This is a genomic window from Microbulbifer sp. S227A, from assembly GCF_049800935.1.
Window position 1 is genome coordinate 62440 of record NZ_JBNAFZ010000014.1, and the last position, 24797, is coordinate 87236.

The following is a 24797-nucleotide window of genomic DNA, read 5'->3' on the forward strand; positions in this document are numbered from 1 at the left end:
GGGCAATAACGCTGCGTAACGTGCGGTTATGAGTCAGAAATACTTTTTGACGACCGGCAAATTTGCCTATCGTGACTCACCTAAGCTTTGGGAGGAGCGCGGTGGATTTTCTACAACTCGTCATCAGTGGACTCGCGAACGGGTGCGTCTATGGGCTGATCGCCCTGGGGTTCGTGCTGATTTACAAGGCCACCGAAGCGGTGAATTTCGCCCAGGGTGATTTCATGATGCTTGGTGCATTCGTGTGCATCGGGTTTACCAATCACGAGTATATGGGGCTGGATTTCTGGCTGGCGGTTCCGCTGTCGATCCTGGTGATGGGGGCGTTCGGCTATCTGTTCAACTGGGGCATTCTGCGCCATATGTTCGGCCAGTCACAGACCTCGATCGTGATCCTGACGATCGCGGTCGGGTTCATAATCCGTTTTGCCGCAGGCTCATTCTGGAGTCACGAGCCGACCTCGCTCGAAACCCCGTTCGCGGGCCGGGAAATCGGTGTGGGCGGCGTGGTGCTGGGCGTTGACGAGGTGATGATCGTCATCGTGACGGCGATTTTGACATGCCTGTTCTACCTGTTCTTTTCGCGCAGCCGGATCGGCCTGGCGATGCAGGCGGCCTCGCAGAACCAGCTAGCGGCCTATTACATGGGCATCCCGGTCAAACGCATCCACAGTCTGGTCTGGGGGTTGTCCGGCATGGTTGCGGCGGTCGCGGGCATCCTGTTTGCCTCAAAGGGGGCCATCGACCCATCGACCGGACTCTTGGGGATCAAGGCTTTTGCAGCGGCTGCGATCGGCGGTTTCGGATCGCTGCCCGGTGCGCTTCTGGGGGGGCTGATCATCGGCCTCGTCGAGCCGCTGGCTTCGCGCTATGGGCCGCCCGGGGTCAGCCAGATTGCGCCCTATGCGATCCTGCTGCTGATCCTGATTTTCCGGCCCGGCGGTATCTTTTCCCAGACGCAGCGGAAGAAGGTGTAAGATGCGCTTTGTTTTCAAGACGTCGTATGACGCGGATATCCGCCTGTTCAAGCACCGCGCACAGGCGGTCTGGTACGGCCTGTTGCTGCTGCTTCTGGTTCTGGCCACGCCGCTCTATTTCGTCGCGATCGGTGACGCCTACCTGCTGGGTGAGATCACCGGCGTTCTGATCCTTGCCATCGCGGGCATGGGGCTGATGCTGCTGACCGGGCATACCGGTTTGCCCAGCCTCGGCCACGCGACCTTTATGGCGCTTGGCTGTTACCTGAATATCAACCTGTTGGGGGCGGGGGTGCCCTGGGTGATCGCCTTTCCGCTTTCGGGGCTGATTGCCGGGGCCCTGGGCACCCTGATCGCGTTGCCGGTCTTGCGGCTGCACGGTGTCTACCTGGCGCTGGCGACGCTTGCCATGTCGATGCTGACCAGCGACTTTGTCGTGATGGCCGAGCCGTGGACGGGCGGCATTGCCGGGGCAGCGGTGCCGGACATCAATATCTTCGGGATGGAAATCAACCGCTACGCCACGCCGTTCAAATTCTATTTTCTGGTGCTGTTTGTCGCCATCCTGCTGGTCTGGTTCTATCGCAACCTGCTGCGGACCCCCACGGGGCGGAGTTTTACCGCCATCCGCGACAGCGAAATCTCGGCGCGCGCGATGGGCATCAACCTGACCCGCACCAAGGCAACCTCGTTCTTTCTGTCGGCCACCGCGGCGGGGTTGGCGGGCGCTTTGTTCGGGCATTCGGCGGGCTATGTCACCAACGAGACCTTTGATTTGGTGATGTCGATCACGCTGTTGCTGATGATCGTGATCGGCGGCCTGGGGTTCATCCACGGGGCGTTTTTCGGCGCTGTCATCGTCGGGATCATCCCTGTCGCCATTGCCAATGGCCGCTCGTTTCTGGCGACGACGTTTGATGTGAACATCAACGTGCCCGGCCTGGAAAGTGCGCTGTTCGCGCTTATCCTGATCTGTTTCATCCTGTTCGAACCGATGGGGCTCTATGGCCGCTGGCTCAAGATCCGCACTTATTTCGAACTGTTCCCGTTCTACCGAAAAGACATGTTCAAACGGCAGAAGTCATACCTCAAGACGGATCGTGTCCAATGAGCTTGCTTGAAATGGATAATGTCACCCTGCGGTTTGGCGGTCTGACCGCGGTTGACAGCGTGTCGCTGCGGGTCGACGAGGGCGAGGTTTTCGCGCTGGTGGGGCCGAACGGAGCCGGCAAGTCGACGATCTTCAACATGATCTCGCGGTTTTACACCCCGGCAGAGGGGCGCATCGCGTTCGACGGCATCGATCTGCTGAACCACACGGCGGACCAGGTGCCCGGCTTTGGGATCGCGCGCACGTTCCAGAATATCGAGCTGTTCGAACAGGCGACGGTCTTGCAGAACCTGCTGGTCGGACGTCACCGGCACCGTCAGACCGGGGTTATGTCGAATATCGTGTTCTCGCCCCGAGCCTACCGGGAAGAGCTGCGCCACCGCGAGGCGGTTGAACAGGTGATCGATTTTCTGAACCTGCAACATTACCGTGACAAGATGATCGGCGGCTTGCCCTATGGGGTGCGCAAGGTTGTCGAGCTGGGCCGGGCGCTGGCGTCCGAACCCAAGCTGCTGTTGCTGGATGAACCCGCCTCGGGCCTGTCGGTGGAAGAGACCCAGGACATGGCGTTCTGGATCGAGGACATCCAGACGCAGATGGGCATCTCGGTGATGATGGTCGAGCACGACATGGGGCTGGTTTCCGCGGTGTCCGGCCGCGTCATGGCGCTGTCCGATGGCAAGGAGCTCGCAACCGGAACCGCCGCCGACGTGCAATCCCATCCCGCCGTGATCGAAGCCTATCTGGGCACCGGCGAGATTTCCAAGACGGGGACATCACGCACATGAGCACGGATGCCGGTGAAAATGTCGTTCTGCAAATCGACAATCTCGAGAGCTATTACGGCCCCATCATGGCCATCAGAGGTGTCAGCCTGAAAGTTCTTCAGGGCCAGATCGTCACTGTTCTGGGGGCCAATGGCGCGGGCAAGACCACGTTGCTCAAGACCATATCGGGGGTGATGGACCCCGAGAAAGGCACGGTGAAGCTGGCCGGGACCGACATTCAGTCGATGGAACCGGACGCCATCGTGCGGCGCGGGATCGTACATGTGCCCGAGGGGCGCGAGATTTTCCCGCTGCTGACGGTCGCCGAGAATATCTCGATGGGGGCCTATACCCGCAAGGATCGCGGCACGATCGCCGCCGACGAGGAAATGGTCTATTCCTATTTTCCGATCCTCAAGGATCGCCGTACGCAGCGCGCGGGCACCCTTTCGGGCGGCCAGCAGCAAATGCTCGCCATTGGCCGCGGGTTGATGTCGCGTCCCAGGCTGATGCTGCTGGATGAGCCAAGCCTGGGCCTGTCGCCGCTGCTCACGCAGGAGATTTTCGAGATCATCGTGCGGCTCAACAAAGAGCAGAAGGTCACGATGATGCTGGTCGAGCAGAACGCCAAAGTGGCGCTTGATGCTGCGGATTATGGCTATGTGATGGAGCTGGGCCGCATCGTGATGAACGATTCCGCGGCGATTCTGGCGGCGTCCAAGGACATCCAGGAATTCTATCTTGGTGTCAGCCAGGATGAAAACCAACGCGGTCAACGGCGCTGGAAACAACGCAAGACTTGGCGATAGGGATTGATCATGTCAGACACACTCCCCCCCCAGGAAAAGATCCACGGCCTCATGGTCAATGCCGACCTGTCGCAGGGTCCGTTTTACATCGACGGCATGGACGCGACGCCAAAACTGTTCCGCCTGCGGGCACAGACGCTGGGCTCGCGCACGGCCCACCGCGAAAAGACATTCGGCATCTGGCGGTCGCATTCGTGGAGCGATTATTTCACCCGTGCCCGGAATCTCGGGCTTGGGCTGGTATCGATGGGTTTGCAACGCGGCGAGGTCGTGTCGATCCTGTCGGAAGACAGCAAGGAATGGATGTACACCGACATGGGGGTCCAGTCCGTGGGCGGCATATGCTCGGGGGTCTATACCACCGATTCCGCGACGCAGCTGGGGTATCTGGTCAACAATTCGGACAGCCGGTTTCTGTTTGTCGAGAATGACGAGCAGTTGGACAAGTACCTGCAAATCCGCGACACTCTTCCGGGCCTGACCAAGGTCATCGTGATGGACCGCGAGGGGCTGCACGGGTTTTCCGACCCTGACATCATCTTTCTGGATGAGCTGTATGAAATCGGCGCGGCCTATCATGCCGCCCATCCGCAGGCCTTTGATGCCTCGATCGACGCGATCAAACCCGAAGATATCGCGATTCTGGTCTATACGTCCGGCACGACGGGCAAACCCAAGGGCGCGATGATCAGCCATGGCAACCTGATGTATTCCGTGTCCGCCGGGCTGCGCGATGGCCCGGTATTCGCCACAGACGACCAGCTTTGCTTTCTGCCCCTGTGCCACATTCTGGAGCGGGTTTTCTCGGTCAACGCGCCCATCGCCGCGGCCTCGACGATCAACTTTGCCGAAAGCCCGGAGACGATTTTCGACAACCTGCAAGAGGTCAGCCCACAGACATTTGTCGCCGTGCCGCGCCTGTGGGAAAAGATCTATTCGCAGGTCGCCATTCGCATCGGCGATGCCACGCACCTGCAGAAATGGGCCTATGCGAAGGCGGTCAAGGCCGGAGAGGCGCGGGCGGAATACGTGGCGGCGGGCAGGGGGGTTCCGCTTGGCACCAGCCTCGCCTATCGTTTCTGGGACATGGCCGTGCTGCAAAACCTGCGGCGCATGATCGGCATGGATCGCCTGCGCCGTGGCGGCTCGGGGGCTGCGCCGATCTCACCCGAACTGCTGAAATGGTACCACGCGATTGGCGTGCCGGTGCTCGAAGGATATGGCATGACCGAAAGCTCAGGTGTCATTGCCATAAATAGCGACGGCAACAACCGGGTCGGCACGGTCGGCCGCGTTCTGCCCGGTGCCCGGATCCGCGTCACCCCGGAGGGCGAGGTTCAGTACAAGGCAGGCAATGTTTTCCAGGGCTATTGGAACAACCCGGAAAAAACCGCCGAAACCTTTACCGGCGATGGTTGGCTGCGCACCGGCGATGTCGGCACGATCGACGACGATGGCTATCTGAAAATCACCGGGCGGCTCAAGGACATCATCATCACCGCGGGCGGCAAGAACATCACGCCAGCCGAGATCGAGAACAAACTGAAATTCTCGCCCTATATCTCTGACGTGGTGGTGATCGGGGACAAGCGCAAGTTCCTGACCTGCCTGGTGATGATCGATCAGGAAAACGTCGAGAAATTTGCCCAGGACAAACGCGTGCCGTTTTCGAACTATGCCTCGCTATGCGCCGCGAAAGAGGTTCAGGATTTGATCCGCGACACCATCCACGAGGTCAACAAGGAATTCGCGCGCGCCGAACAGATCAAGGATTTCCGCCTGATCGACATATTGCTGAGTGCCGATGATGATGAGCTGACACCGACCATGAAGCTCAAGCGCAGCTTTGTAGAGACCAAACACGGGGCGTTGATCAGCCAGATGTACTGAGCTCATCGGACACGGCCTTTCACAGGAAAACAACAACGGAGAAGAGGAATGAAGACACTGACAACCAGGCTGGCGACAGCCGCCATGGCCGCCGCGATGGCCGCGGCACCCGTTCATGCCCAGCAGGGCGTCACCGATACCGAAGTCCTGATCGGGTCCAACAATGATCTGTCCGGCCCCTTTGCGGCCTTTGGCGCCCCGGCGACCAAGGCGGCACAGCTGGTTTTTGACGAGGTGAACGAGGCCGGCGGCATCCATGGCCGCAAGATCCGCTTTGTCGTCGAGGATCACGGGTACCAGATGCCCAAGGCCATTCAGGGCATGAACAAGCTGGTCAATGGTGACAAGGTTTTTGCCATGTTGCTGTCGCTTGGCACCCCGATGAACATCGCGGCCTTCAAGTTGCAGGACGCCAAGAAGGTGGCGAATGTTAGCCCGCTGACGGCGGCGCGCCAGATGGCCGAACCGTTCCACCCGCTGCATTTTGCCGGCACCGCGACCTATTATGACCAGATCCGCGTCGGCGTGGCCCATCTGGCCGAGATGAAGGGCGCCACCAATATCTGTGCGATGTATCTGCCAACCGATTTTGGCAAGGACATCAAGGAAGGGGCCGAGTCCATTTCCGCCGAGACGGAGGGGCTGAGTTTCGTGTCGGAAACCACCCACAAGCCGGATGATTCCGATTTTGTCGGCGCGCTGCAAAAGCTGAACGCGGATGGCTGTCAAATCGTGGCGCTGGCTCTGGGCGTGCGCCAGGCGATCACCGTGTCGGGCACGGCCAAGAAACTGGGGCTGACGGAGATGTCCTTCATCAACTCTTCGGCGGGCTTTCACACGGTGATGGCCAAGGTGCCCGGTGGCGTGACCGAAGGCATGTATGCGGCATCCGGTTGGGCCGACCTGCTGTCGCGCATGGACAAGCCCGAAGTGCAGAAGTTCTTCAAGCGCTATACCGAGGCAACGGGCGAAGAGCTTCCCGGTTCCGGCGCATTGCTCGGGCATTCATCGGCGGAAACGCTGGTGCGCGCACTTGAGGCCGCCGGTCCGGACCTGACTCCCGAAACCTTCCAGAAGGGCATGGAAAGCCTCAATTACGAAGACGTGGTGTCGGGCAACACCGTGACCTACTCGGCAACCGATCACCAGGGCGCGGACGAGGTGGTCATCTCGGTCATCAAGGATGGCAACTGGATGGAAATCGCGCGCCAGTAAAGACCGGTCGGGGCCAGCCCGGGTTTGGGTTGGCCCCGCACCGATAGCCCCGAGATCTTCGCCGCGTCTGCCACCAGCCACCGCGGTGTTCGAGCGCAGCGGCACAATTTTGCGATGCGAGCGATACCTGAACAGCGGCTCTTATTGCCTTTGAGAGTAGATGGAATGGTTGCCGCCCTCCCTTGACGGCATCGCAATGTGCCAAAGTCGCGGTGTTTACAGCCACGATACGGAGAGGACGGCAACTTGTGGATGCAATGATTGGGGTGGACTTGGCAAAGTCGGTTTTTCAGCGGCATGGGGTACCGATGTTGGGCGAGGTGCGGTTTCGCAAGAAGCTGATACGTCCGTAATCTGAGCGATTCATGGCCCGGCACGCTTCGGCGTGTGTTGTCATGGATGCTTGCGGCGCGGCCTTCCAGCCGGGTTCCGGGAGGTAGTGGACCCGGAAGCGCTGGTTCTTCGTCCCGAGATCGGCGTGATGGCTGCACCCGGTGCCGCCGGCAGCGAGGCCAGTTTCTCGATCAGCGCGTCACGACGGCGGACGGCTTGGAAGCGCTGTTGATAGGCTGGCGGCCGGGTGCTCGGGAAACAGCAGGGCGTGGATATGGCGCAGAGCGGGGTGGGGCATGGCTCACACGACGACCCCCGGGTTCATGATGTTTTCGGGGTCGATCGCGGCGTGAAGGCGGGCCATCAGAGCGCGCTCTGTGGACGTACGCAGCGCGTTGGCGATGGGCAGCTTCGACCGACCGATCCCGTGTTCGGCGGCAAAGCTGCCGTCATGTTCCTCGGCGCAGGCATAGATCGCGTGGTTAAGTGCCGAGTCATGGCCGCCAAAATCACCCATACCCGCGGGCGGGGATAAGTTGTAATGGATGTTGCCATCCCCAAGATGCCCAAAGGTCCAGATGCGCGTTCCGGGCAGGATCGCATCGACCCGTGGCGCGCATGTGGTCAGGAAATCGGGGAACCGTGCAACCGGGACCGAGATATCATGTTTCAGCTGACGCCCTTCGCGCAGGGTGCCTTCGGGCAGGTCTTCGCGAATGCGCCACAAGGCGGCGCGTTGGCTGTGGGACTGTGCCAATACCGCATCGGCGATCTGCCCACTTTCAAAGCCCGGCGTCAGGGCGCGTTCCAGAACGTCATCCAGGTCAACGCCGTCCGATGTGGTGGCCAGTTCGCACAGAAGATAAAACGGCGCACGCGTTTCCATTGGAAACTGCAAATCCGGGACGTGATGCAGCGCAAGGTCCAGGATCCCGTCGTCGAAGAATTCGAGTGCGGTCAGAAAATCGCCTGTGGTGGACCGAAGGCTGCGCCCGATCTTCAGCAGGTTGGACAGATCGGGCAGCGCGAGCATTGTGGTCAGACGGGATTTCGGGGCGGGGTGCAGTTTCACAACGGCCTTGGTGACGATGCCCAAACGCCCCTCGGCGCCGCAAAACAGTTTGCGAAGCTGGAACCCGGCATTGTCCTTCAACAAGCGGCGCATGCCGTCCCAGACATCACCATTAGGCAGGACAACTTCCAGCCCAAGGACTTGGTCTATCATGGTGCCATAGCGAAACGCGTGGCTGCCGCCGGCATTCGTGGCCACAAGCCCTCCGATCTGGGCGCTGCCTTCAGCGCCAAGATGCAACGGAAACTCTAGGTCCTGCTGCTCCAGCGCATCGTGCAATTGGCTGAGCACAAGCCCGGCGCCCACGGTGGCGGTAAACCCGTCCGGGTCGATTTGGTCGATCTGGTTGAGCCGCGACAGGGACAGTATGACCGATCCCGGCGCTTCGCTGACTGACGCACCAACCAACCCGGTGCGCCCGCCCTGAGGCACAACGGCTGTGCCAGCGGCGTGGCACAGGCGCATGACGCCAGCGACCTCTGCCGTCGACCCCGGGCGCGCCACACCAAGCGGCGCGACACCATAGCGGTCCAACCAGTCACGCGTATAGGGCGCGGTGTCGTCGGTATCGACCAGCCAGCCGGATGTTCCCAGAAGAGCACCAATTTCCGTTGCCAGGTCCATGGCTTACACCGCCAGAGTATAAGCGGTTTTGACTGAGCTGTAGAACTCGACCGCGTAACGGCCTTGTTCACGGGGGCCAAAGCTGGATCTTTTTCGTCCGCCAAACGGAACGTGATAGTCCACCCCCGCAGTGGGCAGGTTGACCATTACCATCCCGGCTTGCGAGCGTCGCTTGAAGGTACGGGCGGCCTTCAAGCTGGTTGTGCAAATTCCCGAAGACAGGCCAAACACCGTGTCATTGGCGACCGAGATTGCCTCATCCAGACATGCAACCTTCAGGACCGAAGCACAGGGGCCGAATATCTCGTCTTGGGTGCTGCGCATGTCATTTGTTGCATTCACGAACAGGGCGGGGGCCTGGAAGTATCCGGTTCGGTCCAAGGCCTCGCCGCCGATCACCTCGGCCCCTTCCTGGCGGGCCAGGTCGACATAACCGAGGTTCCCTTGCAACTGCTTGAGCGAGGCAACCGGGCCCATCTGCGTGCTATCCTCCAACGGATCGCCAATACGCAAGGACGTCATGCGTTTGGTCAGGCTGTCGACAAAACGGTCGTGAATCCCCGCCTGCACGATCAGGCGCGACGATGCGGTGCAGCGTTGTCCGGTGGAAAAGAATGCACCGTTCAGGCAGGCATCGACCGCGATGTCGAGGTTGGCGTCGTCCAGGACGATCATCGGGTTCTTTCCGCCCATTTCCAACTGCAATTTCTTGCGATTGCGCCCGCAGGTTTCAGCCAGGCCCGCCCCAACCGGTTCAGACCCGGTAAAGGAAATCGCATCCACATCCGGGCTGCTCGCCAGCAGGGGTCCGATCAGAGATCCCGACCCCATGACCATGTTGAACACCCCCGGGGGGCAGCCACAGTCGTGCAGGATTTCAGTCAGAACATGGGCGCAGCCCGGAGTCAGGTCGGCGGGTTTGAACACCACCGTATTGCCATAGGCCAGCGCCGGGGCAATTTTCCAGGCGGGAATGGCAATCGGAAAATTCCACGGAGTGATCAAGCCGACAACGCCCACCGCCTCGCGGGTGACATCGACATCCACATCAGGGCGGATTGATGCGACCAGGTCCCCGGAAAACCGCAGCGCTTCGCCCGCGAAAAACTTGAACAACTGTCCCGCGCGAACAGTTTCGCCAATGGCTTCGGGTAGCGTTTTTCCCTCCTCACGCACCAACAGGCGGCCAATCTCGTCCTTTCGGGCAAGTATGCGTGTGCCGATCGCGTCCAGCAGGTCTGCGCGCACTTGTGGCGAGGTTTGTGACCATCGATCAAAGGCTTCGTTTGCGGCGGCAATCGCGGCCTCGACATCGGCTTGGGTGGCACGGGCATAGATGTCGATCAGTTCGTCAGGATTGGCCGGATTGCGGTTTTCCGTAACATCGCTTCCCGCGACCCATTTACCAGCAATCAAGTTCTGTTTCATCGTATGGTCTCCGAGACCCTGTCCAGCAGGGCGAGTTCATCTTGAAGGGTTTGGATCAGCGACAGGGCGGAAGATGCGGCCGAGAGCAGAACAAACTGCGTTTGTGTCTTGCGCCAGATCACCACGCGCAGATGTCCGATGGGGGTGCTGGTGACCGCGCCCACGGCAAAGGCTTCGTCGCTGAGATCCGGCAGGGTCAGAAGGTCCAATCTGGCCTGGGCGTCCGGGCCTGACAGGTCCAGCGCAATCCAGCCGTCGGACAGGTCGGTGACATAGCCGCTGTCTTCAAGCTTGGCCGCCGTGGCACCTTCGCCCAGCGGGGAGGTGCCAAAGCAAAGAAGCTGTCCAACCCCGACCCAAAGGATCTGCTGTCCGGTGGAAAGTGCGGTGCTGGTCGCTGGAGTGGGCAAAGCGCCTAGGGCAACCTCTACCTGCGCCGCCATGGCGGGGGGGTATGCAATTGCCAGCAGCTCTTTCCTGGCGATGACAGACAGGGTCGTTTCGCCAATGCTATGGGTGATGCCCGCGCCCAATGGGCGCGCTTGCAATCCGGTCTCAGCCACGTTGCAGCCCTCCTTCTGGATCATGGAAATGAGGCGACACGACTTCGACTTCGCAGTCCCGTCCGCGCACGCCGTCCCAGGCCCGCAGGCGTTCGCCCAGGCGTTTGTGGCCACCGCGCAGAAATCCAAGCGCGATAGGACATCCCAAGGTGGGCGACCACGCTGCCGAAGAGACCCAACCCTGATCATTTTGCGTGGTCGGGCGGTCTCCGAGGTCAATCAAATGGGCACCGGCACTCAGTTCTGCCTGCGTGTCGATTGCTCTGAGACCAACCATGCGGGGCAGCTCATCACCTTGCATTTCGGTCCGCGCCTGAAGTGTGCGGCCAATGAAATCGACCTCTTTTCCGGTCATGCCCGCCATGTTCAGATTTATGGCGGCGTTGCGCCCGTCCAGTTCGTTGCCCGCGGCGTGACCCTTTTCGATGCGCATGACATTCAGCGCTTCGGTGCCATAGGGGGTGACGTCAAATTCCTTGCCGTCTGCCATCAGTCGCTCGGCCAAGGCATTGCCGAACCGGGCAGGCACGGCCAGTTCATAGGCCAGCTCGCCCGAGAACGAGACACGGAACAACCGGGCTGGCGTGCCGCCACAGATGGTCAGGTTCCCGCACGCCATGAAGGGAAAACCCTGGTTCGAGACATCAAACGGCGCGTCGACAAGCTTTTCCAGCAAGGCGCGCGATCTGGGTCCGGCCACGGCGAACTGCGCCCAGGCGTCGGTGGTCGATTGCAAATGCACATCAAGATCCGGCCACAGGCATTGCAGGCAGAATTCAAGGTGTTGAAACACAGGGCCAGCATTGGCGGTGGTTGTGGTCATCACATAGTGATGTTCCCCCAGCCGCGCCGTTGTGCCATCATCCATGACCACGCCATCTTCGCGCAGCATCAGGCCATAGCGTGTCTTGCCCACGGCGAGTTTGGCGAATTTATTGGCATAGACGCGGTTCAGGAAGGTGGCGACATCGCGCCCCTTGAGGTCGATCTTGCCCAGCGTCGACACATCACAGATCCCGACCGAGGCGCGTGTCGCTGTGACCTCGCGGTCGACGGACTGGCGCCAATGGGTTTCGCCGTCACGCGGGAACCATTGGGCGCGCAACCAGGCACCGCTTTCGACGAACACGGCACCTTGCGCTTCGGCCCAGTCATGTGCAGGCGTGCGTCGGGTCGGGCGGAAAGCCATGCCGCGATCCCCGCCAGCAAGCGCTCCGATGGGCACTGGCGTATAAGGCGGGCGGAACATGGTGGTGCCGGTTTCCTCGATGGATTGGCCGCGGGCTTCGGCCATCAGCGCCAGGCCCAGCACATTCGCGGTGCGCCCCTGATCTGTCGCCATGCCCAGTGTCGTATAGCGTTTCAGGTGTTCGACCGACTGGTACCCTTCGCGATGGGCCAGGGTGATGTCCTTGGTGCCCACATCGTTTTGCAGGTCAACCCAAGCCCGACCTGCACCTGCTTGCCACAAGGCATGAATGCGATAGGGCGTGTCGAAAGTCCGTGGGATATCCGGTGTCTGGTGCGGGCGTCCAAGCGCGTCCAACACGATTGCGGCGCGGTTTGCGCCTTCGGCCAGGGCCGCGCCCAATTCGAAACTGCCTTGGGCGACACCTGCCACGGTCATGCCCTGGGGCAGGTTTTTTCCGGGAACGAAGCTCGCCAGCTCCTCACACCACGTTGGGCGGGCGCGGTGGTGACAGCTGAGGTGAACATTCGGGTTCCACCCGCCCGAAACCGCAAGGCAATCGGTGTCAATCTTGCGCCCCGAACCCAGAGTGATCTGACGCAGCGCCCTGTGCCCCTTGGTGTCAATGACCGCCGTCCCCAAGATGGCTTCGACCCCGTCAGGAGCAGTCATTTGCGTGTCTGTGCGGCTGTCGATGATCGCGGCAACGGTGACCCCGGCGGCGGTCAGATCATGCGCCGTTTTCCAGCCGTCATCGTTGTTGGTGAACACGGTCACCGTGTCACCAGGTGCCACACCCCAGCGGTTCACATAAGCCCGCACCGATCCGGCCAGCATGACGCCAGGGCGATCGTTGTTGCCGAAAGCGATGGGGCGTTCGGTGGCACCAGCGGCCAGGATCGAGTGGCGCGCCGTGATCCGCCATTGCACCGACCCGATCTTGCCTGCCTCGGGCCGTGTGAACGGGGCTTGTTGCAATGCGGCATAGATGCCGTGGTCATAGGTGCCCCAAACCGTCGTCCGGGTCAGCAAACGCACGTTGGGAAGGCTTGTCAGCTCTGCGGCAACAGATGCGGCCCAATCCTGGCCGCTGTCGTCACCAACCCGCAAACGCTCGGCGTTCAGGCGACCGCCCATCTGGAAGTCTTCATCCGCCAGGATCACCCGCGCCCCTGCGCGACCGGCGGTCAGGGCCGCCATCAGCCCGGCGGGGCCCGCGCCGATGACCAGCAGGTCACAATGGGCATGTACACGGCCATACTCTTCGGGGTCGCCCTGATCCGACAGCCTACCCAGCCCGGCGGCCCTTCGGATAATGGGTTCGTACAGCCTTTCCCAAAGGCCGGCAGGCCACATGAAGGTTTTGTAGTAAAATCCGGCACCAAAGAAGGACGCCAGCCGGTCGTTGGCCGCAAGCAGATCGTTTTCAAGCGATCCCATGTGGTTCTGGCTGCGCACTTGCAGCCCATCAACCAGCGGAACGACGGTTGCGCGGGTGTTTGGAGTGGTCGCGGCCCCGTCATGCAAGGTGACCAGCGCGTTGGGTTCCTCGGACCCGGCGCTGAAAACCCCACGCGGGCGGTGGTATTTGAACGACCGCGCGACCAGCTTCTGACCGTTGGCCAATAGCGCCGAGGCCAGCGTGTCGCCGTGATACCCCTGCATTGGCTTGCCGTTGAAGGTGAAATTCAGCGGGCGGGTTTGATCGACCAGGGCCCCTTCAAGGCGGGTCATGCCAATGCCTCCAAGGCAATATCGCGCGCCAGTTCGACGCAGGTGATCTCTTGCGTCAGCGTGTTTCGTGTAACAACCAACCACGACCGATCGCCTTGTGCGTGGTACCAAAGCTCGCGGTGCTCGCCGGCGGGGTTATCTCGCAAATAGACATGCTCATGCATCGCGTGCAGGCCGTCCTCGGGGGATGGGCGGTCCATCAAACTGGCCGCGCCCAGATATGTGAATTCAGCCATGTCTCGGGGGCCCAGAAGGGGATGAGGAATGATCATCGTTCGACCTCAGTGCTTGTTGGGGTTTGGGCCTTGGCCCTTTTCGTCGACCATCGCGCCAGTCAGGCTGCGGTCCAGACGATAGGCCGTGGCAATTTCGTGCGGGCGTCCGGTGGCCAGCAGATGCGCATAGGCCCAACCCGAACCCGGCGTGGCCTTGAAGCCGCCATAGCACCAGCCGCCATTGAAGAAGAGTCCGTCGATATGGGTCTGGTCGATATAGGGCGATCCGTCCATCGACATGTCCATCAGCCCGCCCCAGCTGCGCAGCAGCCGCGCGCGCCCGATGGAAGGCATCACAGCCATGGCACATTCGGCTACGTCCTGGACTACGTCCAACCCACCGCGTTGGGCATAGGTGTTATAGGCGTCCAGATCGCCGCCAAACACCAATCCGCCCTTGTCGGATTGGCTGACATAGAAATGCCCGGCCCCGAATGAAAACGCCATTGGCAATACCGGTTTCAGCCCCTCGGAGACGAAAGCCTGCAAGGCAAAGCTTTCGATCGGAAGGCGCATTCCGGCCATGGCCATGACGCGGCCCGAGCTGCCGGCAACGCAGACGGCTGTCTTGGCGGAGGCGATCTTGCCACGGGTGGTTTCGACGCCGGTGCAGACACCGTTTTCGATGCTGAACCCGGTGACCTCGCAGTTCTCGATGATATCGACGCCAAGCCTGTCGGCGGCGCGGGCATAGCCCCAGACGACCCCATCGTGGCGGGCTGTGCCGGCGCGCCTCTGCATCAGCCCGGCCTTGATCGGAAAGCGGGCGTTGTCGAAATCGAGGAACGGATAGGCGGCCTCAAGGGCGGGGCGATCCATCAATTCGGCATCCGCCCCGGACATCAGCATGGCATTGCCCCTCCGCACGCCCGCGTCGCGTTGGGCGTCCGAATGCAGCAGGTTCAACATGCCACGCTGGGACATCATGAGGTTGAAGTTCAGCTCTTGTTCCAAACCTTCCCACAGTTTCAGCGAGAATTCGTAGAACGGCTGGTTGCCATCAAGCAGATAGTTCGAGCGCACGATCGTAGTGTTGCGCCCGGCATTGCCGCCGCCAATCCAGCCTTTTTCCAGAACCGCCACGCGGTGCTGGCCAAACTTGGAGGCAAGATAATATGCGGTCGCCAGACCATGCCCGCCACCTCCGACGACAATGATATCATAGGTGGGTTTCGGGTCAGGCTTGCGCCAGGCTGCCTGCCAGCCCTTATTGCCGGTCAGGCCCTGACGAAAGATGTTCCATGCGTTGTATTTCATGGGTCAGTTCCAATCAGTCCAGCCGTTTGCCCGGCGCCAAAATTCCGTGGTCCAACGGGATTTCGATCAGGTTCAGGCCCTTGCGGGCGCGGGCCTCGGCCAGGGCTGACTTGAACCCGTCGAGATCATGAACGCGTGCCGTTCCCGCACCAAACGACGCCGCGAAGGCCACGAAATCGGGGTTGGTCAGGCCAGTTCCCGAGATACGTTTGGGGTATTCGCGTTCCTGATGTGCGCGGATCGTGCCATAGCGGCTGTTGTCGATGACAATCACGGTCAGGTTCAGATCGTGATGCATGGCGGTGGCCAGCTCCTGACAGGTCATCATGAAACACCCATCACCCGCAAAGGCATAGACTTCGCGATCTGGCGCGGCCGTTGCGGCACCGATGGCTCCGGGCAGGCCATAGCCCATCGATCCGGACGTGGGGGCCAGCTGCGACCCTGGCGCGCGATACCGCACGAAGCGGTGCAGCCAGCCCGAGTAGTTCCCGGCGCCGTTACAGAAAATCGCATCACGCGGAAGAACTTCGTTCAGATGGGCAAACATCGGGGCCAAAGGGTCGTCGCCCACGGTTGCCGGATTGTTGTAGCCTTCGTATTGCGCGCGCAGTTCCACGGTGCGCTCGCTGAATGTACCCGGTGCAATCCGGGACCAGGCGGCTGCGGCGCTGCAGAAGCTTTCGGTGTCCGACACCAGCGAAACGGTGGGCTCATACACCCGACCGATTTCCTCGCCCGCCGGGAAGACATGGGCCAGATCCTGTTTCAGGACCGGTGGTTCGAGCAGCGTATAGCCGGCGGTGGTCATCTCGCCCAAACGCGGGCCAATTGCGATCAGAAGGTCGCTGTCAGCAAGGGCATCGGCCAGATACGGGGTCTGCCCCACGCTGAAATGGCCGACATAGTTGGGGTGATCGTTGTCCATCAGGGCTTGCGATCGGAACGACACGGCGACGGGCAGGTTCTGAACTTCGGCAAACTTTGCCAGGGCGGCAATGCCCCTATTGGTCCAGCCACCACCACCAGCGATAATCAGGGGTTTCTTCGCCGTGGCGATACGGGCCTTTAGCGCCTCCATCGCGTCGGGTGCAGGGGCATAGCGCGGCACGTCGATCCGCGCGGGGGCAGGGGGTGCAACAATCTCGTCATAGAGCATGTCTTCGGGCAGCGAGAGCACGACCGGACCCGGACGCCCGGAAATCGCAACGCGCATGGCGCGGGTCACGAATTCCTGAATGCGCGAGGCGTCGTCGATCTCGGCGACCCATTTGGTCATCTGCCCGAACATCCGGCGATAATCGATTTCCTGAAACGCCTCGCGTTCGGTCATGTTTCGGGCCACCTGTCCGATGAACAGGATCATCGGCGTGGAATCCTGAAACGCGACATGAACTCCCGCACTGGCATTGGTTGCGCCGGGGCCACGGGTGACGAAACACACGCCGGGCTTGCCCGTCAGCTTGCCATACGCATCCGCGGCCATGGCGGCGCCGCCTTCCTGGCGGAAGGTCACATAGCGGATCACGTCCTCGCGCCCATGCAAGGCGTCCAGAACGGGGAGATAGCTTTCGCCGGGCACGCCATAGACCTGATCGATGCCCTGGGCGACCAGTTGGTCAACCAGATGATCGGCGGCGCGGGTTTTCAGAGTGTCATGTTTCATCCCAGAACTTTCTTTTGATGCAGCGCGCTGATCGCCATTTCCATGCGGGCCAGGGCGGTTTTGATGTCTTCATCGGCAACGGCAAAGGACAGGCGCAGATGGTCGGGCAGACCGAACTCCGATCCCGGCACGGTGACGACATTTGCGCTGTTCAACAGATAGTCGCTAAGGGTCGTGTCATCGGTGATCGTCGTGCCATCCGGCGTCTGCGTGCCCATCAGTTGCGCAATACGCACAAAGGCAAAGAACGACCCTTCCGGCGGCACGCCCTCGATCCCGTCAATGCGCGCCAACCCGTCAAACAGCGTTTCGCGGCGCCGGGCATAGGTCGCTCGGGCCATGTCGAGAAAATCGCCGGGACCGGTCAAAGCCTCGACCGCAGCGGCCTGGCTGATCGAACAGGGGTTCGTGGTGCTTTGGCTTTGTACGATCGACATGGCCTTGATCAACGTGGCAGGCCCGCCCGCGTAACCCAGCCGCCAACCGGTCATCGCAAAGGCCTTGGACACGGCGTTGATCGTCAGGATGCGATCACGCATATCCGGGCGCACCGCAGCGGGGGTGGCGAATCTCGTGCCGTCGAAACGGATATGCTCATAGACATCATCGGCAATGACACAGAGTGTCGGGTGTTGCTCTATCACGGCCAGAAGAGCCGCAAGCTCATCATGCGCGTACACGGCGCCTGACGGGTTCGAAGGCGAGTTCAACAAGATCCATTTGCTACGCGGCGTGATGACCTTGCGCAGCTGATCGGGCGTGATCTTGTAGCGGCTTTCAAGCGATCCGCTGACTGCGACGGGAACGCCGCCCGTGATTTTTGCGATATCGAAATAGGACAGCCAGCAAGGCGTGGGCAGGATGACTTCGTCGCCTTGGTCGATTGTGGCCATCAAGGCGTTGAACAACAGCTGCTTGGCGCCGGCACCGGCCATGACTTCGTTTTCGGCGAAGGCCAGCTTGTTGTCGGTCGCGAATTTGTGGCGAATGGCGTCCTTCATTGCGGCGGTGCCATCCAGCGCTGTATAGCGGGTTTCGCCACGATCAATCGCGCGCATGGCGGCGTCGCGCACATTTCCCGGCGTGTCAAAGTCGGGTTGGCCGGCGGACAGGTCTATGACAGGAATCCCCTGCGCCTTCATTTCCCGCGCCGTTTGCGCCAATTGCAGGATGCGCGAGACACCCATCCCCTGAATGCGTGTCGCGCGGCTGGTTGCCGCCAAGGTGGAATGGTCCGTCATGGTTGTGGATCCCTGTTCTGGGTTCAGTTCAACTGATCTTTGAACTTTTGGCGCGACTCGGTCAGGTGATATGACATTTCGGCCATCGCGACCTCTTTCACGCCGCGTTCGATTGCCGTTAACAGCAACTGATGGGGCGGCAGGATATCTTGTTGTTCTTCGGCAGTTGCAAAGAACAGGTTGCGTATCTGGAACACGCGTTCGTGGATTTGCGAAAGCATATCAATCAGCACCTGATTGCCGGTCATTTCTGCAATAGCCAGGTGAAAAAGGCCGTCAGCGGCGTTTACGGCAATGGGATCATGGCGTGCTTGCGCGTCTGCCATCAGCTGAAGACGCGACCGCAGAGTCGTCGCTCCCGCGCGACTGCTGACGGCCCCCTGAACGGCCAGAATCTCCAGCGACAGGCGCACATCATAAAGTTGCAACAGCGATTCGGCGGCGTATTCCGGACTGATATAAGACCGCCCACGCACGCTGACATGCCCTTCGCTTTTTAACCGGGCAAGGACTTCGCGCACCGGTGTGCGACTGGTCAGGTTGTAGCGTTCTGTCAGCCGTTCTTCGATAAGGCGTTCACCCGGTTGGAACTTTGCACTGAGAATGTCGGATTTCAGATCGCGATACAGCAGCTCCACCCGCTCGCTTTTTCCCTTGGGGAGAGGGGTGGCGTCAACCTCCGCAGCAGGGCGTGTGACGAAGCGCTCAAAGATCTCGTTTGTATGCATTGCTCTATCCTCCGCCCCATTGATTTGTATGCAAATGAGAAAATAGTCAAGTAAATTTGAGCGCCCAATTTGCAGAGGCCCGTGTCGGGGGAGAACGCGCGAGAGAGGGTGGGGCGTCTAAATTTTTGGCGATCGCAGTAAAATTATGGCGATTTGCGGGAATATTTTGCAAGCTTTCCCCTGGAGCTGGCTGTGCTCTGGGCGGGTGTTGGGGATTTTTGTTGACGAGCGTCTCTTCTGTTTTGTATGCAAATGAGAGTCCAATGGAGGGAAACCATGATTCTCAATAAACTCCGCAGTGCAACGGCCGCTTTCGCAATTCTTGCGGCCGGCCTGGCCAGCACGGCCATGGCTGAAAAATGGGACATGCCGACCGCATATCCTGACAACAGCTACATGACCGAGAACTTGCGCGACTTTGCCGATGCGGTGCGTATCGCGACAGGTGGTGAGATCGACATCGTCATCCATCCGTCGGGCTCGCTGTTTCCCGGCAATGAGATCAAACGCGCCGTGCAGACCGGTCAGGTGCAGATCGGTGAGCGCATCATTTCAGCCCATGCCAATGAAAACGCAGTATTTGGCGTCGACTCGGTGCCGTTCCTTGCGCCATCGTTTGAGGACAGCGTGACCCTATGGGACGCTTCACGTCCGGTGCTGAGCGAAATTCTGGCTGAGCAGAATCTGGTTGTCCTGTTCTCGGTTCCCTGGCCCGCGCAAGGCCTGTATTCCAAAAAAGAGCTGACTTCGATCGATGATCTGAAGGGCATGAAGGTGCGCGGCTACAATGCCGGGATCCTGCACATGGCCGAATTGGCCGGGGCGCAGGGTGTTCAGGTTGAATATGCCGAACTGACCCAGGCATTATCGACCGGCGTGGCCGATGCCACGGTTGGCTCGGGCTCTTCCGGTGTCGAAAAGAAGTTGTGGGAAGTTCTCAAGTATTACTACGAGCTGAACATGTGGCTGCCGCGCAATCTGGTGGTGGTGAACAAGGATGTCTGGGATGGCCGCCGAGCACCGCAGAGCGTTGATCGCGCGTTGGCCGAGTTTGACAGATCTGCCTTTCGAGCACAGCTGGGGCGGGGCCATGGCCTTTACCACCAACAACGGCGCGGTGTTCGGGGAATATGACACCAACCTGTTTGCCATCCTGACAAACGACGTGTCCCCGATGACCCGAGGAGAGGCGACCGGCGCGCTTTTGGCGGAGTATATGCAAGGCGGGCAAAGCGATCTCTTGAACCTGCAGCTGTCGATCCCCGATCCGAAGCGACTGCCTCCGCGACCGTTTCTGGATGTGGGAATCCGATTGCGCAGGGAACTCAAGAATCTGAAGGCGCGTCAGGAGTTTTAGCTCCGGCGTACATGATCCTCCCCCACCGAGAGATCGCTGCCTCACTTGGCTATGCCCTAACCCGCAGCGTTTCGCGCCGCTTCATAGCCGTTAGTGGTGTCGGCCCAAGCGCATTCAGGCGGGAAGATCAGACAGATTTAAAGTGGTTTCGCGCTACAACTTCAAGGCGGCTTCAGCAACCTGGCAATGCCCGAAAGGAAGTTCCGTGTCGGTTGCGATGTCCGGAACAGCAATTGCCCGAGCGAAATGCGTGCAACGCAGTAAGACGGGATCGCCCTCTTGGCATGTACGGTATTCTGTCCATATCTATGTGGAAACGCAGGAGATGTACATGGACGTAGTAACTTATACCGATGCACGTGCATCGCTCAAAGACGTGATGGACCGTGTCATACACGATCGTATTGAAGTCGTTGTGACCCGCAAGAAACGTGAAGCTGTCGTGATGATCTCGCTCGACGAATACAACGCCATACAGGAAACGCTGCATTTGCAAAAGAGTCCCGAGAACGTGCGGCGTCTTCAGTCTGCGATCGCGCAATTGAATGCAGGCAAGGGCATCGAGCGTGACATTGAGTTGTGAGGCTCATCTTCTCCGATCAGGCTTGGGAGGATTGCCTCTGGTGGCAATCCTCGGGCAACGAAAAGGGTTTGCAACGGGTCAATGAACTTATCAAAGGAACGCAGCGGATTCCCTTCAAAGGGATTGTCAAACCTGAGCCACTGAAGGGCGATCTCAGCGGCTGGTGGTCTCGGCGCATAACAAGTGAACACCGTTTCGTCTACCGAGTGAGCGGCACAGGCGATGGTCAAAGCTTAGAAATCGCCCAACTTCGATATCACTATTGATCGCCGTACGCGCATGCCAACTTTCACATAAGATAGACACTCGAAGTCCTGGCGGTGCAGTTGAATTTCTGGGGTGTATCCCCTTGACATACGGTAGTCGAAAGGCTGCCTATAGTGCATGAAACAGACAAACGTCCGCCAATTCTTCGCACAGTTCCCCACAGATGAAGCCTGCCTTGAGCATCTGTTCAACGTCCGCTTCGGTCAGGGTCACGAATGCCCAAAGTGTGAACGCTCCGCGAAATGGTATCGCTTGCAGTCTGAACAAGCGTTCTCCTGCCAGTGGTGCGGGCACCATATCCACCCGCAAGTCGGCAGTATCTTTGAAAAGAGCCGCACGCCGCTGCAACTCTGGTTCTATGCGATCTTCCTGTTCACTACGTCCAAGCACGGTGTCAGCGGCAAGGAATTGCAGCGCCAGCTTGGCGTGACGTACAAGACCGCGTGGCGCATGGCGGCGCTTATCCGCGAACACATGGCCGCTGTAGACGGTGAAGGACCGATTGGCGGCGAAGGCAAGGTCGTAGAGGTTGACGAGACGTTTTGTGGCGGTGTCACAAAGGGCATGGACTGGCGTGAACGCAAAGCCGTTGTCATGGGGATGGTAGAGCGCGGCGGTGACGCGATGCTAAAGGTCGTGCCAGATCAGACCCGGTGGTCACTGATTCCAGAAATCGTAGAGAACGTGAAACCCGGTTCAGAGGTCCACACAGATGAGCACAAGGCTTATCAGAAGGCGCTGCCGGTTACTGACTACACCCCTGTCAACGCCGTTTGAATTTTCCCCAAAAGTGCCGAAGTAAAGTTCTCCACTTGCACGGGTCCGGCGATCAGCCGGTTTCAGTGATCAGCAGCTCCGTTCTTGGCTTTCGGCGGGCGTCCACGGCGTTTCGGCGGTGGCGGCGGCGCGATCGGGGCGTTGGCGCGGACGTGCTCGGGGATGAGGTCGGTAGTAAGCGTAGGCTGATCACCCATCGTTTGACGGCTTGACTGCGTTTGGACGGTCGTCAGAGGTCAGTCTATCAGCTGTGCGTCTTTCGTGCGTTTGATCGTGTCCAAGACGCTTGTGAGTGTACCGATTGCGCCGAAAGTTTCGTGCTTTGTCATGTTTTCATTGCGCTCGAATACGTCCATGCCTTGGGTCAGGAGCGCCATGATTTGTGCTTCACCGATGGCATTCATGCGCATTGCTTCGACGATGATGGTGTGAACGGCGGAGCAATACTCGGCCACGGTAGCGACGGCATAGTGTTGTCGCGGGCGGCGTAAAAGTCGTCCACTTTTGCCCTTTCGGATTTCGGGAGGGCTTGGGGATATACACCGTGGACTTGTATTTGAAGGTGCGTCACGCTCATTTCCAGGATGGATTGAGCGGGCGTCAGATTGCCCGGGATTTTGGGATCAGCCGGGACAGTGTTGCGAAGATGTTGGCCTATTCGGAACCGCCGGGATATCGGCGGACAGCGCCGATCAGGCGCCCGAAGCTGGATGCGTTCACCAGCCAGATGGACCAATGGCTTGCTGAAGACAGGAGCCGCCCTCGCAAGCAGCGTCACACCGCCAAGCGTATTTTCGAGCGGTTGCGGGACGAGTGCGGTTTTGATGGCAGCTACACCATCGTCAAGGATTACGTTCGAGACCGGAAGCGGACCGGCAAGGAGATGTTCGTGCCGCTGAGCCATCCGCCCGGTCATGCACAGGCCGATTTTGGTGAAGCGCTTGTCGTGATCGGCGGCGTCGAGCAGAAGGCACACTTCTTTGCCCTCGATCTGCCGCACAGCGACGCGTGCTACATCCGGGCCTATCCTGCGGCCAATACCGAGGCGTGGCTTGACGGCCATGTCCATGCCTTTGCGTTCTTCGGCGCGGTTCCCCAGTCGGTTCTTTATGACAATGACCGCTGCCTGGTTGCCCGGATTCTGCCGGATGGCTCCCGGCAAAGAACCCAGCGGTTCAGCGCGATGTTGTCGCATTACGTGATCCGGGACCGCTATGGCCGTCCCGGCAAGGGCAATGACAAAGGGGCCGTGGAGGGGCTGGTCGGCTACGGACGTCGCAACTTCATGGTGCCGATCCCGTCCTTTCCGGACTGGCACGCGTTCAACGCTCACCTGGAAGAGCAGTGCCGCAAGCGCCAGGGTGATGTTCTGCGTGGCCACAAGGTCAGCATCGGGGAACGGCTGAAGGCCGATCTCGCGGCGATGCGGGATTTGCCCGGCACCCCCTTTGAGGCCTGTGAGTTGCAAAGTGGCCAGGTCACATCGACATCGGTGGTGCGTTATCGCGGCAATGATTACTCGGTGCCGGTTGCCTACGGCCACCGTGCGGTCTGGATCAAGGGCTTCGTGACCCGGGTTGTCATCGGCTGCGGCGCCGAGGTGATCGCTGAGCATTCGCGCTCCTATGACACCGGCGACATGGTGTTTGATCCACTGCATTACCTGGCGCTGATCGAACGCAAGATCATGTCCTTCGATCAGGCCGCGCCTCTGCAGGGCTGGGAGTTGCCCGAAGCGTTCAAAACCCTGCGCCGACTGCTGGAAGCCCGGCAGGGAAAGGCCGGCAAGCGCGAGTATGTGCAGGTCCTGCGCCTTCTGGAGCGCTTCGAGATTGACGTGCTGCATCTTGCCGTCAAAGATGCCCTGCGAATGGGAGCGGTCAGCTTCGATGCAATCAAGCACCTGATCTTGTGCAGGGTCGAGCAAAGGCCTCCGAGGCTGGATCTGGATGTCTATCCCTTCCTGCCCAGAACCAACATCACCACCACCTCCGCCGCATCCTACATGAGCCTGCTGGCAGGAGGTGGGGCATGACGGATGCACCCGAACTGCTGCTGGCCCACCATCTCAAAACGCTTCGGCTGCCCACGTTCCTGCGTGAACATGACAAGCAGGCCCGTATCTGCGCCGCTGAAGGCGTAGATCACGTGCGTTACCTGGCCCGGCTGACCGAGCTGGAACTGATCGACCGGGAACGGCGCATGGTGGAACGCCGGATCAAGGCCGCAAAGTTCCCGACCATCAAAAGCCTGGACAGCTTCGACTTCAAGGCGATCCCGTCGCTCAACAAGATGATGGTGCTGGAGCTGGCGCGCTGCGAATGGATCGAACGCAAGGAGAATGTGATCGCGCTCGGTCCCTCCGGCACCGGCAAGACCCATGTCGCCCTCGGGCTGGGACTGGCTGCCTGCCAGAAAGGATTGCCTGTCGCCTTCGTGACCGCCGCAGCCCTCGTGCACGAGATGATGGAGGCCCGCGACGAAAAACGCCTCCTGCAACTCCAGCGCAAACTCGCCAAGGTCAAACTGCTGATCATCGACGAGCTGGGATTCGTCCCCTTGAGCAAAACCGGCGCCGAGCTTCTGTTCGAGCTGATCTCACAGCGCTACGAGCGAGGGTCGACCCTGATCACAAGCAACCTGCCCTTCGAGGAGTGGACCGAAACCTTCGGCACCGAACGCCTGACCGGCGCGCTGCTGGACCGGCTGACACACCACGTCAACATCCTCGAGATGAACGGCGAAAGCTACCGCCTCAATCAAAGCCGCGCCCGCCTCGCCGCCGCTAACAAATGAACCTCACAGAATTGGCCTGACGGCCAATGCGCCTTGGACCGGGCTTGCTATATGAGGGCCGCACGCTCCAAGGCGCTCGCCCCAAACTGGCCGACTTTTGCTCCGCCACAATGGCCGAATTTTACTCCGCCGTTGACA

The 24797-nt window shown here is 60.2% G+C and carries 23 protein-coding genes and 1 pseudogene; 13 read left to right on the top strand and 11 right to left on the bottom strand.

All coding sequences use genetic code 11. The features are described 5' to 3' along the window. Positions 1-101 precede the first annotated feature (101 nt). From ACP15R_RS22990 to ACP15R_RS23015, 6 genes are read left to right on the top strand one after another with little or no spacing between them, the layout of a single operon-like run. Complete coding sequence (locus ACP15R_RS22990) at positions 102-977, top strand: branched-chain amino acid ABC transporter permease (protein ID WP_424988335.1); 876 nt, start codon at positions 102-104, stop codon at positions 975-977. 1 nt (position 978) lies between these two features. After that, positions 979-2088: a branched-chain amino acid ABC transporter permease gene (locus ACP15R_RS22995; protein ID WP_424988336.1), complete on the top strand. Its 1110-nt coding sequence runs from the start codon at positions 979-981 to the stop codon at positions 2086-2088. Continuing rightward, complete coding sequence (locus ACP15R_RS23000) at positions 2085-2876, top strand: ABC transporter ATP-binding protein (protein ID WP_424988337.1); 792 nt, start codon at positions 2085-2087, stop codon at positions 2874-2876. The genes ACP15R_RS22995 and ACP15R_RS23000 overlap by 4 nt, the downstream gene beginning before the upstream one ends. Continuing rightward, the gene (locus ACP15R_RS23005) at positions 2873-3664 is read left to right on the top strand and encodes an ABC transporter ATP-binding protein (RefSeq protein WP_424988338.1); all 792 of its coding nucleotides are present in this window, start codon (positions 2873-2875) and stop codon (positions 3662-3664) included. The genes ACP15R_RS23000 and ACP15R_RS23005 overlap by 4 nt, the downstream gene beginning before the upstream one ends. A gap of 9 nt (positions 3665-3673) precedes the next feature. Next, positions 3674-5554, top strand: coding sequence for an AMP-dependent synthetase/ligase (locus ACP15R_RS23010; protein WP_424988339.1), 1881 nt, complete (start codon positions 3674-3676; stop codon positions 5552-5554). 48 nt (positions 5555-5602) lie between these two features. Then, positions 5603-6769, top strand: coding sequence for an ABC transporter substrate-binding protein (locus ACP15R_RS23015; protein WP_424988340.1), 1167 nt, complete (start codon positions 5603-5605; stop codon positions 6767-6769). A gap of 289 nt (positions 6770-7058) precedes the next feature. Here the strand turns inward: ACP15R_RS23015 and ACP15R_RS23020 are convergent. The 10 genes and pseudogenes from ACP15R_RS23020 to ACP15R_RS23065 all read right to left on the bottom strand — a co-directional run. After that, positions 7059-7265: pseudogene (locus tag ACP15R_RS23020) on the bottom strand (hypothetical protein); the annotation flags it as partial. Between the two features lie 138 nt (positions 7266-7403). Further along, positions 7404-8798, bottom strand: coding sequence for an FAD-binding oxidoreductase (locus ACP15R_RS23025; protein WP_424988341.1), 1395 nt, complete (start codon positions 8796-8798; stop codon positions 7404-7406). A 3-nt stretch (positions 8799-8801) separates the two neighbouring features. Further along, positions 8802-10226 (bottom strand): aldehyde dehydrogenase family protein, encoded by a 1425-nt coding sequence (locus ACP15R_RS23030; protein ID WP_424988342.1) that lies wholly within the window; start codon positions 10224-10226, stop codon positions 8802-8804. Beyond that, positions 10223-10789 (bottom strand): hypothetical protein, encoded by a 567-nt coding sequence (locus tag ACP15R_RS23035; RefSeq protein ID WP_424988343.1) that lies wholly within the window; start codon positions 10787-10789, stop codon positions 10223-10225. Before ACP15R_RS23035 ends, ACP15R_RS23030 begins: the two co-directional genes overlap by 4 nt. Continuing rightward, positions 10782-13712 (bottom strand): sarcosine oxidase subunit alpha family protein, encoded by a 2931-nt coding sequence (locus tag ACP15R_RS23040; RefSeq protein ID WP_424988344.1) that lies wholly within the window; start codon positions 13710-13712, stop codon positions 10782-10784. Before ACP15R_RS23040 ends, ACP15R_RS23035 begins: the two co-directional genes overlap by 8 nt. Then, positions 13709-13984 (bottom strand): sarcosine oxidase subunit delta, encoded by a 276-nt coding sequence (locus ACP15R_RS23045; protein ID WP_424988345.1) that lies wholly within the window; start codon positions 13982-13984, stop codon positions 13709-13711. Before ACP15R_RS23045 ends, ACP15R_RS23040 begins: the two co-directional genes overlap by 4 nt. A 9-nt stretch (positions 13985-13993) precedes the next feature. Beyond that, complete coding sequence (locus ACP15R_RS23050) at positions 13994-15244, bottom strand: sarcosine oxidase subunit beta family protein (protein WP_424988346.1); 1251 nt, start codon at positions 15242-15244, stop codon at positions 13994-13996. Positions 15245-15257: 13 nt separating this feature from the next. Further along, entirely contained in the window at positions 15258-16910 is a 1653-nt protein-coding gene (locus tag ACP15R_RS23055; RefSeq protein WP_424988347.1) for a thiamine pyrophosphate-dependent enzyme, read from the bottom strand. Continuing rightward, positions 16907-18151, bottom strand: a complete 1245-nt coding sequence (locus ACP15R_RS23060) for a pyridoxal phosphate-dependent aminotransferase (protein WP_424988348.1) — start codon at positions 18149-18151, stop codon at positions 16907-16909. The genes ACP15R_RS23055 and ACP15R_RS23060 overlap by 4 nt, the downstream gene beginning before the upstream one ends. A gap of 23 nt (positions 18152-18174) precedes the next feature. Continuing rightward, on the bottom strand, positions 18175-18879 hold the full coding sequence (locus tag ACP15R_RS23065; RefSeq protein WP_424988349.1) for a GntR family transcriptional regulator: 705 nt from the start codon (positions 18877-18879) through the stop codon (positions 18175-18177). Between the two features lie 276 nt (positions 18880-19155). On the opposite strand from ACP15R_RS23065, the gene ACP15R_RS23070 reads away from it, so the two are divergent. The 5 genes from ACP15R_RS23070 (at position 19156) to ACP15R_RS23090 (ending at position 21863) form a co-directional block, all read left to right on the top strand. Further along, on the top strand, positions 19156-20013 hold the full coding sequence (locus ACP15R_RS23070; protein ID WP_424988350.1) for a TRAP transporter substrate-binding protein: 858 nt from the start codon (positions 19156-19158) through the stop codon (positions 20011-20013). After that, on the top strand, positions 19970-20236 hold the full coding sequence (locus ACP15R_RS23075) for a hypothetical protein (protein WP_424988351.1): 267 nt from the start codon (positions 19970-19972) through the stop codon (positions 20234-20236). The genes ACP15R_RS23070 and ACP15R_RS23075 overlap by 44 nt, the downstream gene beginning before the upstream one ends. 331 nt (positions 20237-20567) lie before the next feature. Then, entirely contained in the window at positions 20568-20819 is a 252-nt protein-coding gene (locus ACP15R_RS23080) for a type II toxin-antitoxin system Phd/YefM family antitoxin (protein WP_424988352.1), read from the top strand. Then, positions 20816-21085: a Txe/YoeB family addiction module toxin gene (locus ACP15R_RS23085; protein ID WP_424988353.1), complete on the top strand. Its 270-nt coding sequence runs from the start codon at positions 20816-20818 to the stop codon at positions 21083-21085. The genes ACP15R_RS23080 and ACP15R_RS23085 overlap by 4 nt, the downstream gene beginning before the upstream one ends. Before the next feature lie 118 nt (positions 21086-21203). Beyond that, entirely contained in the window at positions 21204-21863 is a 660-nt protein-coding gene (locus ACP15R_RS23090; protein WP_424988354.1) for an IS1595 family transposase, read from the top strand. 236 nt (positions 21864-22099) lie between these two features. On the opposite strand, the gene ACP15R_RS23095 is transcribed toward ACP15R_RS23090, so the two are convergent. Continuing rightward, the gene (locus ACP15R_RS23095; RefSeq protein WP_424988355.1) at positions 22100-22267 is read right to left on the bottom strand and encodes a hypothetical protein; all 168 of its coding nucleotides are present in this window, start codon (positions 22265-22267) and stop codon (positions 22100-22102) included. 131 nt (positions 22268-22398) lie between these two features. Between ACP15R_RS23095 and istA the strand changes: the two genes are divergently transcribed. Continuing rightward, complete coding sequence (gene istA / locus ACP15R_RS23100) at positions 22399-23898, top strand: IS21 family transposase (protein ID WP_139246466.1); 1500 nt, start codon at positions 22399-22401, stop codon at positions 23896-23898. Next, complete coding sequence (istB, locus tag ACP15R_RS23105; protein ID WP_058317429.1) at positions 23895-24659, top strand: IS21-like element helper ATPase IstB; 765 nt, start codon at positions 23895-23897, stop codon at positions 24657-24659. Before istA ends, istB begins: the two co-directional genes overlap by 4 nt. The last annotated feature ends 138 nt before the right edge of the window (positions 24660-24797 follow it).

Excerpts from the sequence above, each read along its gene's own strand:
- ACP15R_RS22995 (WP_424988336.1), top strand. The coding sequence starts at position 979 with ATGCGCTTTGTTTTCAAGACGTCGTATGACGCGGATATCCGCCTGTTC.
- ACP15R_RS23000 (WP_424988337.1), top strand. The coding sequence starts at position 2,085 with ATGAGCTTGCTTGAAATGGATAATGTCACCCTGCGGTTTGGCGGTCTG.
- ACP15R_RS23005 (WP_424988338.1), top strand. The coding sequence starts at position 2,873 with ATGAGCACGGATGCCGGTGAAAATGTCGTTCTGCAAATCGACAATCTC.
- ACP15R_RS23010 (WP_424988339.1), top strand. The coding sequence starts at position 3,674 with ATGTCAGACACACTCCCCCCCCAGGAAAAGATCCACGGCCTCATGGTC.
- ACP15R_RS23015 (WP_424988340.1), top strand. The coding sequence starts at position 5,603 with ATGAAGACACTGACAACCAGGCTGGCGACAGCCGCCATGGCCGCCGCG.
- ACP15R_RS23025 (WP_424988341.1), bottom strand. The coding sequence starts at position 8,798 with ATGGACCTGGCAACGGAAATTGGTGCTCTTCTGGGAACATCCGGCTGG.
- ACP15R_RS23030 (WP_424988342.1), bottom strand. The coding sequence starts at position 10,226 with ATGAAACAGAACTTGATTGCTGGTAAATGGGTCGCGGGAAGCGATGTT.
- ACP15R_RS23040 (WP_424988344.1), bottom strand. The coding sequence starts at position 13,712 with ATGACCCGCCTTGAAGGGGCCCTGGTCGATCAAACCCGCCCGCTGAAT.
- ACP15R_RS23045 (WP_424988345.1), bottom strand. The coding sequence starts at position 13,984 with ATGATCATTCCTCATCCCCTTCTGGGCCCCCGAGACATGGCTGAATTC.
- ACP15R_RS23050 (WP_424988346.1), bottom strand. The coding sequence starts at position 15,244 with ATGAAATACAACGCATGGAACATCTTTCGTCAGGGCCTGACCGGCAAT.
- ACP15R_RS23055 (WP_424988347.1), bottom strand. The coding sequence starts at position 16,910 with ATGAAACATGACACTCTGAAAACCCGCGCCGCCGATCATCTGGTTGAC.
- ACP15R_RS23060 (WP_424988348.1), bottom strand. The coding sequence starts at position 18,151 with ATGACGGACCATTCCACCTTGGCGGCAACCAGCCGCGCGACACGCATT.
- ACP15R_RS23065 (WP_424988349.1), bottom strand. The coding sequence starts at position 18,879 with ATGCATACAAACGAGATCTTTGAGCGCTTCGTCACACGCCCTGCTGCG.
- ACP15R_RS23070 (WP_424988350.1), top strand. The coding sequence starts at position 19,156 with ATGATTCTCAATAAACTCCGCAGTGCAACGGCCGCTTTCGCAATTCTT.
- ACP15R_RS23075 (WP_424988351.1), top strand. The coding sequence starts at position 19,970 with ATGGCCTTTACCACCAACAACGGCGCGGTGTTCGGGGAATATGACACC.
- ACP15R_RS23080 (WP_424988352.1), top strand. The coding sequence starts at position 20,568 with ATGGACGTAGTAACTTATACCGATGCACGTGCATCGCTCAAAGACGTG.
- ACP15R_RS23090 (WP_424988354.1), top strand. The coding sequence starts at position 21,204 with ATGAAACAGACAAACGTCCGCCAATTCTTCGCACAGTTCCCCACAGAT.
- ACP15R_RS23095 (WP_424988355.1), bottom strand. The coding sequence starts at position 22,267 with ATGAATGCCATCGGTGAAGCACAAATCATGGCGCTCCTGACCCAAGGC.
- istB (WP_058317429.1), top strand. The coding sequence starts at position 23,895 with ATGACGGATGCACCCGAACTGCTGCTGGCCCACCATCTCAAAACGCTT.